The following is a 13,279-nucleotide window of genomic DNA, read 5'->3' as shown; positions in this document are numbered from 1 at the left end:
GTTCTTACCAGCGCGCCGTCATGCCGGCCGAAAGGTGGAAGTCAGGACCGGGTATGAAGGTGGGCACATTGGGGTCATCGGGGGAGAAACCGCGGATGACATAGGCGGTCTGGTAGGTTTCTCCGGTGATATTCTGGGCATCCACAAAAAGATCCAGCCATGGGCGCGGTGACCAGGTCAGCTTGGCACCCCACAGGGTATAGGCGTCCTGTTTCAGCCCCGCGTTGCTGTGATCCACAAAGGTGTCGCTGGGCTGATGGCGGACATTCAGACTGATGAAGAGGGCAGGGTGAAACCAGTAGCCCGCTTCGCCGAACAGCAGGTGCTCGGGAATCCCAGCCACCCGCTTGCCATCGTAACGGCCGCCGTCAAAGCGGAAGTCGCTCCAGTTGTAAATCGCGCGGAAGCTCAGGTGATCGTCAGCCCGCCACAGCCCTGAAGGTGTGCGGGCATTGAAGCCAAGCTCCACACCCTGGTGAATGGTGGGATGGTTGTAGTTCACCGTCGTGCCGTCGATGGCAAAGTCCCGTACTTCGGCAATCAGTTCGTTCTTCACCTCGGAGTAGTACCAGGACGCCTCCCAGCCAAAACGCGCTCCCCGCTGCTGGGTGCCGATCTCCAGGGTAGTGGCGGTCTGCATCTTCAGGTCGGCGATCTCCAGGTACGAGTTCAGGGGAGCATTGGGGTTGGGAGCACTCACCGCCAGCTGCCAGAAGGTGGGCGCCTCCGAAGAGCGGCTGATATTGGCGTAGTAGCGGCGGAAATCATCAGGGATAAAAATCAGACCGGCCTTGGGATTGAATGCCTGGTAGCGGAAGTCGCTGTCCAGGACACCGGGATTGAGTCGGTCACTGATATCACGGGTATTGCGGGCGTACTGCAGTGCCACCAGACCGCGCCAGGAAGGGGCCAGGTCTGTCAGCAGCTGGCCACCCAGCACCAGGTTGGCAGCATCCTGGTCGACGCTGGCGAAGCGTTCCAGCAACCGCCCATCGGTGGGAGCCACGCTGAAATGATCCCGTGGCATGCTGCCCCGATTGGCTGAGGCAAAAACCATCAGCTCGCTGGTGCGCCAGGTCCCGTGGTCATGACGATATTCCGACCCCCAGTCGAGGCCGATATTGGTGGCCTCGGTATTGGCCTGGACCACGGGGTTCTTGAACTCGTCATCAATCTTCTCCCCGTAGATCCCCAGACTGTGGGTTGTGCTGTAGCCATGCCAGATCGTTTTATTGGCCAGACGAAGCTGCTGAGTATCGCGGTGGGGTTCACGGTTGCGGATATTCATGAACAGATCGAAGTTGGTGTTCTGGTCCCCCAGGACGGAACGCGGGTGGGAGAGGGCGCGTGACTTGCTCAGCAGAAAGGGAATATCAAAAGCGTTCTCCGCCCAGTTCAGATAGGTGCGGTTTTCCAGAACATCGGAACGCCAGCCGATATTCAGGGCCAGACTGCTGCGTTGGGCCTCGCTGTGATCCCGCCACCCATCGGCGCTGGTGACGGCAGTCTGCAGATAGATATCCCAGTCGTCCTGCAGCTGGCTGAGTACGAGGCCTGTCCTGCGCAGACCAAAGGAGCCTGCTTCCAGGCGCAGGGAAGATTCCGGCGTATTCCGGGCGGTGCGCAGGCCGAAATCTATGGCACCCCCCAGGGTGGTGGCACCATAACGCATGGCGTTGGCACCCCGGTAAACCGAGATGAAACGGGCCTGCTCCGGATCAAGCAGACCGATGATGAAGGAACCATCGGCCTGGTTCAGCGGCAGGCCGTCATACAGCAGTTGAATACCCCGGCTGACCGGATTGTCCTGAATGCCGGAACCACGAATATTCACCCGGGGCTGATCGTTGCCACCGAAGAACTCCTGTACGATAATGCCCGGCTCAGAATTCAGCACCCGGGCCACGGACATCTGGCTGCCCCGGAAGTCCTCAAGATTGATGAGATTGGTGCCGCCGGGAACCCGTTCCAGGGTCTCCTGCAGCTCCCGTTCCTCCAGGTCGGCACCGGTCTGGCCCACGACGCTCAGGGCAGGCAGTTCCCGGGAGACCTGTGCCGCAGCGACGGTGAGCACGAGCAGCAGAGCTGCGCCTGCACCAAAACTCAATCGGCAGCAGGTATACAAAAACTGGTACATAGCAGTATCCATCGTGGGTGGGTTGTGGGGTGAACAGAGTCCGCTGCCCGCAAGGGCACGAAAGCCACCGGCAGCAGAGGCGCTGCCGGTGGCTGTGATAGGCCGGGAAATTCTGTTTCAGCGACGACGCAGGGCCAGCGCTGCCAGCCCCAGCAGAGGAATCCAGCCGAAGGTACCGCCACTGGAGCTTTTCTTTGACGGCTCTTCAGGGTCTGGATCCACAGGATCGGGAGCGCCGATGTGGCTGTAGTCCACAAAGCGGTCCTCTTCTGTATGGCCAATGGCCAGAATGTAATAGACGCCCGCGTTGATCTCGGGGTCACCAACGTAGCGACTTTGGTAAATCTGCGTATAGTCTTTTTCGGTTGCACCCATCCCTCGCAGGCGCACTTCGACCGTATGCTCATCCACGACACGGTAAAGCACCACGTCCGCAGAGGGGAGTTTCGGGTAGTTAGCGACCTCGACAGGGGGATCCATGTCCAGCACACCGAGTTCTACCTTGCGGATGACCAGCCCTTCGGGTACCCCCATGGGAAATTCAATGCGCATGATGCTGAGCATGTTGAGGACTGGCTCTCCGTTCCAGAAAGGGTCCTCTGAGGTGATGGTCCGTCGGTCGACGGGAATTCGGGTGGTAGGCATTGCCGTCAGGAAGTTCTTTTCCCAGCTCAGGAACTCGTCACTGCCGAAAATTTCAATGCCTTCGTCACGGTAGCTATCCTCAAACGGCTGACGATCAGCCTGGGCAAGGGGGAGGATGAACTCTGCCTTCTGTATGTTTGCTTCTTGCGCTTCAATTTGCGTTTCAAAATTCGCCTTTTTGAGGTGGTACTGGGGATCTTCGGGATCAAGGGCCTCAATCTGGGCCTGCAAATTGGGGATCCGTGTTTCGGCGTTACTGATGGCTTGCTCGTTGTCCCAGATGGCCACCCGTGGAGCGCGGAACTGTTTATAGCGACTGAGCGACGTATTGACATGGCTCATGCGAAAAAAGACGCGTCCCATGGACCAGTCGAGCGGTTTGTCAGTTCCTGCAGCGGAAGTGAAGTGTTGTTCCATCGCTCTTGCTTCAGCTTCTGTCTTGGGGAGGATATCAAGAAAGTCCGGGGGGATCACCGTGCTGGCAATACCGCCAACAGACTGCCCGTCCGCTTTTTCCGGATCTTTATTGATAAACTGGCCTTCATCATGGCCTGCGAAGAAATAGTCTCCGTCTGGTGCCACCAGACTGATAAATTCACCGTTCTGCATCTTCAGGTTGCTGGCAACAGCAATATGATTTTCCATCTTGCCGTTCAGCGGGTGAATCTGGATACGCTCTGTTCCCTCGCGGTCGGGATCTTCCCAGATATCATAAATACCGTTCTGGTTACTGTCTTTGGGGAAGAATGGATAGGGGCCGATTCGGGAAGCCACTTCTGCCGCGGTGAGGTTTTCGTCGCAGGGATTGAGGCCCAGCAGGCGCGATTCGGCGTCGGTGAGCCCGTTGTTGTTGCAGTCATGGGGAGTGTTGGGGTACATGACCGGGGCGGAGAACTGCAGGGCAACCAGGAAGGGCAGCGTCTGCCCGGTAAGGGTTCCGGGGATGCCTGCGTTCAGGGGAATGTAGTCGGGGTTTTCCTCATTCGTGGGGCTTGGCAGTGCAACGATTTCAAGTTGGCTGGTCTCGGGATCCTGCGTGATGCGGAACAGGCTGTTGACGTACGCCACCGGGTAGTTGGGCACCTCGAAATAGAACTGCATGGAGTGCCGCAGGGTGTAGGTGCCGTCGCCATGATCGGTAAGGGTGGCGGTCAGATCGTGCAGTGGTGTTTCATCCGGAGCGGGTGGGCGCGTCTGCCGGTCCACCCGCTGATATGCAAACGAGCGCGGAAACGGGTGGACAAACTGGGTTTCCATGGCGAAAGCCCGCGTGGGCGACAGACGGACTTCCTTGTTGTCGAAATCCCATTCCCAGTAACTCTGATGGACACTGTAGGCGACCCGGTTGTACCAGGTGCCATCTTCGCCCTCAATGAGATAGAAGGTAGGCGGCGTGCCGGGCGTACCCGGAGGTAAGTCGGCAGCCTCCCATGCGTCACTATTGGTATGGGAGTTGACCTGAAAAAAATACTGACCGATATAGGTGCCCGTGATGCCGGGGGTTCCGCCGGCCAGGGCCAGGGTGCTGAAGAAGAGGCATGAGGCGATCACGGCGAGGGATTTTCTGATAGCCATGGAAATACTCCTGTGAAATGGAATGGCTGGCCTGCCACCGGGGCAGGACCAGCCAGTGAGGAAGGGCGGGGTTTACGGACAGTTCAGGGATACGCCAGTGTCATGCCACGCATCTCCGCTCCAGTCGCGCTCAGCGGTGAAGGGGAAACCATAGCCCGTGGGGATAACCGTGCCAACGACACCATTGAAGTTGTTATCGACTTCCATATCAATGGTACTGATGACCAGTGAGGTTCCCGACTGGGTGATTTCAAGGGTGCTGGAGACATTGGCCACGGGGTAGTTGAAGTTGGGGTTCAGGGCTTGGAAACGGTAGTACACCGTGTAGGTGCCATCGCCGTGGTCGTCGATGGGGAAGGTCTCCCCTGCGCCACGCACAAAGTTCCCCACAGTGTAGTCATAGTTGCCGCTCATGGGTGGCTGGGCCTGCACCGTGCCACCGGAGAACCAGGCGCACTTCTGATCAAAGTCAAATTCCCAGATCTCTGACTGGGTGCCGATACCCATGGCCGTGCCACCGGGTGCGCCACTGGCGTGGCGCACGGTCAGATCATAGTACCCACTGTAGGTGCCGGTGATTCCCGGCGTTCCCGCCATGGCCGTGGTTGCTGCCAGCCCCAGGGCTGCCAGCAACAGAACCAGTGAAGATTTTCTGCTCTTCATAAAAACTCTCCTTCGCAAAGGTTGAATGTTCAACATGGGAAGCGATTGCCGACGTGTCCGGGCAGTCGCGAATTCGTCATTGCTAACAGACTTATACGGCAGTAACTGGAGATCGCAAATGACATATGTCAAGAGTGGTACAAAAAAGAGAAGAAAGTAGATGGAAGCAACCGGCATTGACAAATGTCAATGCCGGCGGAAGGGAGTGGCGGGAGTGATGCTGTGTCGTATGAAAACGGAAAGCCCCCCGGAAAGTATCCGGGGGGCTTGGTTTCCCGTTTGGAGAAAAGTCGCTCAGGACATGGCGATCTTCAGTGATTCGACCCAGGCGCTGATGCGCTTGGAGGTGAGGCTGCTCTCATTGTCGTTGTCGAGGGGCAGGCCGACAAAGACGCCGTCTTCAATGGCGGTGGATGCCTGGAAGTCGTAACCGTCGGGATCTACGCTGCCGACAATCTCGCCTCCCTGGTTCCGTACTTTGGTGGCCAGAATGCCGATGCCGTCCACAAAGGTGTAGGCGTAGCCGGACTGGTCACCCATGCCGAACAGGGCGACTTTCTTGCCGGAAAGATCGACTCCCTCAAGTTTGGTCAGGCCGTTATCCCAGTCATCCTGAAGTTCGCCGTCGCCCCAGGTGGAGGTACCCAGGATCAGGTGATCGTAGGCGGCCAGGTCTTCAGCCGTGACATCGGCAATACTGATTGGGCTTTCGGCATCGCCGCCAAAGGAGTTGAAAATTTCCTGGGCCGCTTCTTCTGTGTTGCCCATGGTGCTTCCGTAGATAATTCCGATTTTCGCCATAGCAAACGCTCCTGAGTATGTTGGGTTCTGCTTGGGAACCATCGGGATTTTGTCACCGTAAAGTATGTTTGTCAATGCTAATATGGGTGGTGTGTTTTTTTGCCAGGGTTGCAGACGCAAAAAAGCGGAGTGCGCAGTGGCACTCCGCTGTGAAGGATTGTCTTACTCTGATGGGACGATGGCCTGTTCCATGACAGAGAAAATATGGATATTGCTGACATAGGTTCCATCGAAACCGGCAGTTCCCCAGTCGTCATAATAGACGGTGAAGTTTTCATCCACGCCGACGATATGATCATCAAACCATTCTGCTCCGTTTCCTCTGACAAACAGGGGTACGAGCTCATTGGTGTGGTTTCCGCTCCACCAGCGTACGCCCTGCTCATTGGTTCCGGCGACATACTGACCGTGCAGGACATCGGTCAGGGCTATGCGCGCGTGGGGTTCTGTATCCGATGAAGGGCCCATGGGCATGGCGTTGCCGTGGTCGGTGGTGATGATGAGCAGATTTTCTTCCCAGCCGCCATTTTCGCCTATCCAGGTGACCACAACATCGACGGCGTTATTAAAGTCAATCTGTTCTTCCGTGATGCGAGAGGTCTGTCTGGCATGGGCCGCCCAGTCGACGGCGCCGCCTTCAATCTGCAGGAAGATCCCTTCGCCGTTGTCCAGAGCACTCAAGGCATTCAGCGCTGCCAGGCTCATGGTCGCCAGGGAGGGAACATGGGTGAGATACGCGTCTTCTTCTGGGGCATCTGTTGCCAGGTAGCCCGAGCGTCGCTGCTGCAGAGTGCTGCCTGCCTGGACGGTGCCCACCAGGCGCGAACTATTCTCCAAGCGAGACAGATCACCGCTGGACAGGGCTTCAAAGTCGTCTTTGCTCTCAATGAGGGTCCAGCCGGAGGGGTGTGTTCCCTCTTTCAGGTGAATCCAGCTCTCGCGTCCCCCCACATACTGGGCCACGCCGTCAGTCAGGGCTTCCGCGAGGTGATCACTGATCGTTTGCACTCCATTGTCATTCCATTGGGGATGGCCGGCCCCCATGATGAGGTCCATGACATCGCCGTTAAGCATGGCACCGGCGATGTCAGCATACGCATTACGACTGATGTTGTGGGCATCGCTGAATGCTGCCGGAGTGGCATGTGACCATTGAACAGAAGATATGGTTCCAACCACTTTTCCATGTTGTTTGGCAAGCTCTGCAATGGTGGGAGTCAGGGGTGAGCCGGTGCCCGCAGGGTCATTGCTCCAGTTCATGGCATTATTATAGGTTCTTACGCCAGTGCTGATCGCTGTTCCTGCAGCGGCAGAGTCCGTGGCGTTCTGGTGAATGTAGCCCGCCAGCGTATTGTAGCTTTCCAGCCCCCATGCCTGGTCAGGATCGTAGCCGATCTCCTGCTCATTGCCCCCCGTCGGGGTTGCCGAGGTATTCAGGGCGTAGGTTGTCATCAGATACTTCCTGAATTCAGGTTCGAAGTAGACGGCCCCAGTGCTTGATCCATACTGGAAAAGCCCTGCGGCATCCCAGGTTCCGAACGAAGCGCCATCGGTGATCATGAGAATAACGTTTTTTGCGGAACTCGGTGAATTTTCGTCATCTGGCAGGTTGTCATTGCTGCTACTGCTACTACTGCTGCTGCCGCATCCAGTCAGCAGCAGGGCCAGTAAGAGGAAGCTTACGAGCCATTTCATGAATTGCTGTCGCACGAGTGTCATTTCCTTCTCCTTTGAAAATACGCTTGAGGCAGTTTCAGAGTATCGGGGAGAAGGAAATTATTTCATCATGCAAATGTCAGAGAGAGGTCAGATGGCAGAACAAACAAAATTTATTTTCTATTTGCAAATGTTTGTCTGCGAATAATGGCGTGAGGGGTTCATGGCATAGGGGAAAGACTAGGGCTGCGCCATCAGGTGAATGCCCCCGTCCGGCTTGTGGGTAAGGCTGACGGGGAGTGTGTTGCTGAGCGCCCGCAGGGCGTGAAGGGCAGGCTCGGTTTCGCCGAGCTGGAACACTCCGGAAACGCGCATGTCTGCCACTTCAGGATCGCAGCTCAGGGGGGCGTGATGATAGCGGGAGAGTTCCATGATCAGCTCAGTGAGCGTCATCCCTCGGGCAATCAGGGCATTGCGGGTCCATGCCTCAGGGTCAAGGGGAGCCTGTGACACCCGCGTGATGGGGTGCAGGCGGGAATTGCGTATCAGGTAGGTATCCCCGCTGCGGGCCACAATGCGGGTATGTTCCAGGTGAATGGCGACAGCCCCTTCCCTGACATGTAACTGGGTTGCCTCGGCAAGATTGCGTACCACAAACTGGGTACCCAGGGCTTCGAGCCTGGCGTAGGGTGTGGTAACCCAGAAGCGCCGTTTACCCATGGGAGCGCTGCCGTCGTGGCCGGTTTCAATGAAGACTTCTCCGCGATGTAGCATAATGGTTCGTCCCAGTGGAGAAAAGCGCACCTCCAGGCTGGTGTCGGTATTGAGATGCAGGCGGCTGCCATCGTGGAGGAACAGCTGATCGCGATCACCGACCGCTGTGGCGTAGGTGCTCATCTGCTGCCATGGAGCACGATGAACCAGCCAGCCACCGCCCAGGATTGCGATTGTGGCACCAAGCATGGCAAGGGTCTGTCGGCGGCTGTAGCCCCTGGTGCGCCGGGATGCCGCAGAGGCCAGCGTCCGGCTGGCGAGGGGCGCGCGGTCGCGGGGAATATGGAGAAAGTCCTGCTCAATGGCCTGTACCTGTTGCCAGGCCTGTTCATGGAGAGGATCGGCGTCACGCCACTGCTGGCAGGCAGTATGATCGCTGGCGTTGGCAGTGCCGGAGTACAGGCGCACCGCCCAGTGAACCGCCTGATCAAGGATATGCGAGGGAAGCTCAGCGCTCATGGCGTAACTCCATGCAATGGCGCAGAGCCGTGGCCATGTATTTTTCCACCGAGCTGAGGCTGATGCCAAGCTTTGAGGCAATCTGCAGATAGGTAAACCCTTCTAGGCGACTGAGCAGAAATGTGGTGCGAATTTTCGGGTTCAACCCTTCCAGCATGGCATCGATGCGGGCCAGGGTTTCCAGGAGGATGGCTCTGGTTTCTTCGCAGGGGATCTGATTGGGGCGTAAATGCGCCAGCTCCTGGGCATATGCCAGCTCAAGCTCCTTGCGCCGCACATGGTCTACGACCACATGGCGGGCGATGGTGGAGAGCCAGGCGCGGGGTTCCCGGACATCCTCCAGCTTTTCGGGCTGGCCCATGACGCGCACAAAGGTATCATGCGCCAGATCATCGGCATCCTGCACGCAGCGTAATCTCCGGCGCAGCCAGTTGACCAGCCACACATGGTGGTTGGTGTACAGGTTGGCAAGATGTTGCTGGTTGCTGGTGTTTACGCGCATCCGAAGCGTTTTCCTTTGCGGGAGTTTAGAGGTAATTTCAATGAATAAACTTAGCTATACGTAACATTAAAGGTATTGTCAATAACTCTTTAACAGCTTGCTGAAATACCTCAAAATACGCAGGCAATTGAAAAATGCTCAGCTGCAAGGCGCTCGTGGAGCGTGGAGTGAAGCGTACTCCCCGTACGTTGCAATGACACGCGACGGCTCAAAAACGAAGAGATTCTCACACAAAGCCCACAAAGGCGCAAAGAAAGGCAGGGGGAAAAGCAGTTTCCACCACGAATGAACACGAATATGCACGAATGGGGGAAATTTCACGCAAAGACTGTGGGGAGGGGAAACCGGAAGAGCTTAACCACGGAAATCACGGAAGACACGGAAGTTACCGCGAATAAACGCGAATAAACACGAATGGAAAGGCAGGATCTCACGCCCGTTCGCTGCGCTCAACTCAAGTCGCGAAGACGCCAGGGAAAAGCAGCAACGAGCGACTGCTCAAAAACGAAGAGATTTTCACACAAAGCCCACAAAGGCGCAAAGAAAGGCAATAAGGGAAAGGCAGTTTCCACCACGAATGAACACGAATATGCACGAATGGGGGGAAAGACAGAAGCAACCTGTTCCCCCCTGAGCCCGTCCGGTGAGTGCGACGCCTGGCTGGCAAGACCCGAACGGGACACTCACAGGAAGTGAGTGGTCCGGCAGCACTGCAGGGATGCAGTGTCTGACGGATCTCCAGAACAGGCGAGCCAACGATCCGGATAAACGGGCGTTCGGGGGGCGCGTTTTTGCGACCTTTTTGCGCGGTCAAAAAGGGTAATATCCACACAGTTGATTTCTACCTTAATTAATTTCATGTTACTCTCCTTTTGCCTTAGCTGCTATTTTTGCGCGCGCAGCGTCCACCCAACTACATTTAGGCGTCAAAACTGACGTTATGCACTTTTTGAAAACCGTCCAAAGTGATGCATAAAATCTCCCATCCTGAAGCTCGGGCTGCAACCCTTGAAGAAGCGACAAATTTTTGCATGGACGTGCATTTGTCTAAGTTTATCCGTCAAATATGCAACCTGCAAAACCGTACCACTCAAGCTTCAAGCCTGCTGCCAGTTCAACTTGCATAGTAGCACAGTAAACGTTACGCGCAAATACAATTTATTGCATGGCTCGTAAATGGGGAATTTATCCATTGTTTTTCCCCCTGGCGACTTTGCGCCTTGGCGAGAAACCTGCCTTTACAGGCTGCTGAAAAACCCTCATCTGCGTGGATATTACCCTTTTTGACCGCGCAAAAATGGCACAAAAACGCGCCCCCGAACGCCCGTTTTTCCGAATCGTTGGCTCGCCTGTTCTGGAGATCCGGCAGACACCGCATCCCTGCAGTGCTGCCGGACCACTCACTTCCTGTGAGTGTCCCGTTCGGGTCTTGCCAGCCAGGCGTCGCACTCACCGGACGGGCTCAGGGGGGAACGGCCTGTTTCTGTTTCTCCCCCGTGTGTTGGCCCAGCCAGGACGTGCCGACTGTCAGGCTGCTGAAAAACCCCCATCTGCGGTGTTGCTCGCTGTCGCATGTTGCTGCTTTTCCCCATGCCTTTCTTTGCGCCTTTGCGGGCTTTGTGTGAAAATCTCTTCGTTTTTGGAAGGAGAATAAACACTTCAGGACATCCACAGCGCCTTTGACGCGGCAGCTTCGTGATGGCAGGGCCATTCGTGTATATTCGCGTTCATTCGTGGTTCAGAATGCCTTTGGGTTCTCCAAATCTTCGTCAATCTGCGTAATCTGGTGCGCGGTCAAAAAGGGTAATATCGAATATCCGCTACCTGCTGAATCCGGTAGCATTTGGCGTGAGGGTCTGCTCCGGGCCGGACCTCTTTGCCGGAAAGATGCACGCCCTGCTCTTCAGGCGCTGGAAAAATCGCGTAAAAGGGCGGGAGTGGTATGATTTCGTATGGTATCTCACTCACCACCCCAAGCTGCACCTGGCCCACCTTGAGCAACGTATGCGCCAATCCGGCCACTGGCAGCAGCCTGCCCCCGTCACACCCGATGACGTGCGCGAGCTCTATCGACAATCCGTTCATGCCATTGACATTCAGCAGGCCCGCGAAGAGGTGGAACCCTTCGTTCGTAACCGTGAATCACTGGAAATCTGGTCGCGGGAATTCTTTCTTTCCCTGGTGGACAGGATAGAGTTCGGGTAATTGTCGGAAAAGAATTGCTGCGTACAGGTGCACTTGAATGATCCGGGTGAAACGCTCCCCTGACTTCCTCAGGGAAATCGTTGCATAGCATCGTATTGACTGCTTTTTGTGGATAATATATTATACATAAATAGCGAAAATGCCACTCAGGGGTTATTATATTGGCTGTAAATTCAGCGACTCCACAGGAGATACAAAGAGACTTGCAGCAGCGCTTCCGGGAGCGTCGCCTGCAGATGAAGTTGACCCAGGAGGGGCTTGCCCAGCGGTCGGGGGTGAGCCTTGGCTCCCTGAAGCGCTTTGAGCACATGGGGCAGATTTCCCTGGAATCCCTCCTTAAACTGGCCCTGGTGCTTGGGTGTCTTGACGATTTTTCTGCTGTTTGCGATTCGCAAAATCGCTCACCCCAATCCCTTGATGAACTGCTGGCTGTCAGCAAAACACCCAAGCGGGGTTCACGCACATGAAGGTCTTGCCTGTTCTACTGCTCAACGTCTTTTTTCACCACGGCTTTTGCCCGCCGGTGCGTATGGGGCGACTGGCTTTGTCCCAGCGCCGCATCGCCTTTGAGTACGACCCTGAGTTTATCGGTCACTCTCTTGAGCTCTCCCCTTTCAAACTCCCACTGCAAGCGGGGGTCGCGTTTGGCGACCCCAAGGTATTTGACGGGCTTTTCGGGCTCTTTAATGACAGCCTGCCTGACGGGTGGGGGCGACTGTTGCTCGATCGTCAGCTGCGCAGGCATGCTATTGACGTTCGCGGCCTCACGCCCCTGGATCTTTTGGCTCTTGTGGGGGTCAATGGCATGGGTGCACTGAGCTATGAGCCTCAGCAACCTGTGATCGGTACGGCACCTGGGGAGATTTCACTCGATACGCTCTGCCGTGAATCCTGGGAACTCCTGCAAGGCAATGACAGCACTTGTCTGGAAGACCTGCTCTTACTCAGCGGCTCCTCGGCAGGGGCCAGGCCAAAGGTAATGGTAGACTTGATAGATGGAGATATCGTAAGGGCAGGCTCAGGTACTGCAGATGCAGAGAGCTGGATAGTGAAATTTCGATCCACATCTGACCCGGCTGATATTGGGCCAATAGAGTATGCCTATAGCCTTATGGCCCAGGATGCGGGCATTGAGATCCCAGCCACAAGGCTTTTCAGGACGGAGCGTGGCATGTACTTTGGTATAAGGCGATTTGACCGCGCTGGTGGCAGGCGCATCCATGTTCACAGCTTTGCCGGATTGCTGCATGCCGACCACCGCACTCCCTGCCTGGACTATGATGACGTCCTCAAGGCCACCACACTTGTCACCCGCAGTTTTCAGGAGACGCAAAAAGCCTTTACCCTGGCCTGCTTCAACGTGCTCTGCCACAACCGGGATGATCACAGCAAGAATTTCTCCTGCCTGCTTGACGATGCCCGCCAGTGGAAGTTTGCCCCCGCATACGACCTGACTTTCTCCTATGGGCCAGGTGGCGAACACAGCACCATAGTGATGGGCGAAGGACGCAATCCTGGCAGAAAGCACCTGCTGGAGCTTGGCAAAGCCCATGGGATCAAATCGGCAGCAGCAATACTTGAGCAGGTGCGCTCAACTGTTCTGCGCTTTAGCGAATTTGCCGAACTGGCTGGTGTGAGTGAGCACTCAGCAGCTTTGATTGAGGACTCTATCCAGCGGCAATGCGATTTATAGGAATCACAAATGACCGGTTCATCGTAACCCGACTTGTCACTAATGAAGAGATTCTCACACAAAGCCCGCAAAGGCGCAAAGAAAGGCAATAAGGGAAAGGCAGTTTCCACCGCGAATGAACACGAATGTGCGCGAATGGGGGAAATTTCACGCAAAGACTGTGGGGAGG

General features: G+C 56.1%; 11 protein-coding genes. 3 read left to right on the top strand and 8 right to left on the bottom strand.

What is annotated here, in order from left to right; genetic code table 11:
* Positions 1 to 4: 4 nt before the first annotated feature.
* From ACZ46I_RS00710 to ACZ46I_RS00675, 8 genes are all read right to left on the bottom strand, one after another.
* A complete protein-coding gene (locus ACZ46I_RS00710; RefSeq protein ID WP_464281124.1) occupies positions 5 to 2,137 on the bottom strand; it encodes a TonB-dependent receptor family protein in 2,133 nt (710 codons plus the stop codon).
* 117 nt (positions 2,138 to 2,254) lie between these two features.
* The gene (locus tag ACZ46I_RS00705) at positions 2,255 to 4,357 is read right to left on the bottom strand and encodes a hypothetical protein (protein WP_464281123.1); all 2,103 of its coding nucleotides are present in this window, start codon (positions 4,355 to 4,357) and stop codon (positions 2,255 to 2,257) included.
* Positions 4,358 to 4,429: 72 nt separating this feature from the next.
* Entirely contained in the window at positions 4,430 to 5,020 is a 591-nt protein-coding gene (locus ACZ46I_RS00700) for a hypothetical protein (protein WP_464281122.1), read from the bottom strand.
* A gap of 294 nt (positions 5,021 to 5,314) precedes the next feature.
* Entirely contained in the window at positions 5,315 to 5,821 is a 507-nt protein-coding gene (locus ACZ46I_RS00695) for a flavodoxin (protein WP_464281121.1), read from the bottom strand.
* A 162-nt stretch (positions 5,822 to 5,983) separates the two neighbouring features.
* Positions 5,984 to 7,540, bottom strand: coding sequence for an alkaline phosphatase (locus ACZ46I_RS00690; protein ID WP_464281120.1), 1,557 nt, complete (start codon positions 7,538 to 7,540; stop codon positions 5,984 to 5,986).
* A gap of 177 nt (positions 7,541 to 7,717) precedes the next feature.
* Positions 7,718 to 8,710: a FecR domain-containing protein gene (locus ACZ46I_RS00685; RefSeq protein ID WP_464281119.1), complete on the bottom strand. Its 993-nt coding sequence runs from the start codon at positions 8,708 to 8,710 to the stop codon at positions 7,718 to 7,720.
* Positions 8,700 to 9,212, bottom strand: a complete 513-nt coding sequence (locus ACZ46I_RS00680; protein ID WP_464281118.1) for a sigma-70 family RNA polymerase sigma factor — start codon at positions 9,210 to 9,212, stop codon at positions 8,700 to 8,702. Before ACZ46I_RS00680 ends, ACZ46I_RS00685 begins: the two co-directional genes overlap by 11 nt.
* A gap of 683 nt (positions 9,213 to 9,895) precedes the next feature.
* Positions 9,896 to 10,072, bottom strand: coding sequence for a hypothetical protein (locus ACZ46I_RS00675; RefSeq protein ID WP_464281117.1), 177 nt, complete (start codon positions 10,070 to 10,072; stop codon positions 9,896 to 9,898).
* A 988-nt stretch (positions 10,073 to 11,060) separates the two neighbouring features.
* Here ACZ46I_RS00675 and ACZ46I_RS00670 point away from each other — a divergent pair.
* The 3 genes from ACZ46I_RS00670 to ACZ46I_RS00660 all read left to right on the top strand — a co-directional run bounded on the left by ACZ46I_RS00670 (position 11,061) and on the right by ACZ46I_RS00660 (position 13,110).
* The gene (locus tag ACZ46I_RS00670) at positions 11,061 to 11,417 is read left to right on the top strand and encodes a nucleotidyl transferase AbiEii/AbiGii toxin family protein (protein ID WP_464281116.1); all 357 of its coding nucleotides are present in this window, start codon (positions 11,061 to 11,063) and stop codon (positions 11,415 to 11,417) included.
* 203 nt (positions 11,418 to 11,620) lie between these two features.
* A complete protein-coding gene (locus ACZ46I_RS00665; RefSeq protein WP_464281115.1) occupies positions 11,621 to 11,884 on the top strand; it encodes a helix-turn-helix domain-containing protein in 264 nt (87 codons plus the stop codon).
* Positions 11,881 to 13,110: a type II toxin-antitoxin system HipA family toxin gene (locus tag ACZ46I_RS00660; RefSeq protein WP_464281114.1), complete on the top strand. Its 1,230-nt coding sequence runs from the start codon at positions 11,881 to 11,883 to the stop codon at positions 13,108 to 13,110. The genes ACZ46I_RS00665 and ACZ46I_RS00660 overlap by 4 nt, the downstream gene beginning before the upstream one ends.
* The last annotated feature ends 169 nt before the right edge of the window (positions 13,111 to 13,279 follow it).

The organism is Desulfurispirillum alkaliphilum (assembly GCF_055378285.1).
This window is presented reverse-complemented; position numbering and strand designations above follow the sequence as displayed.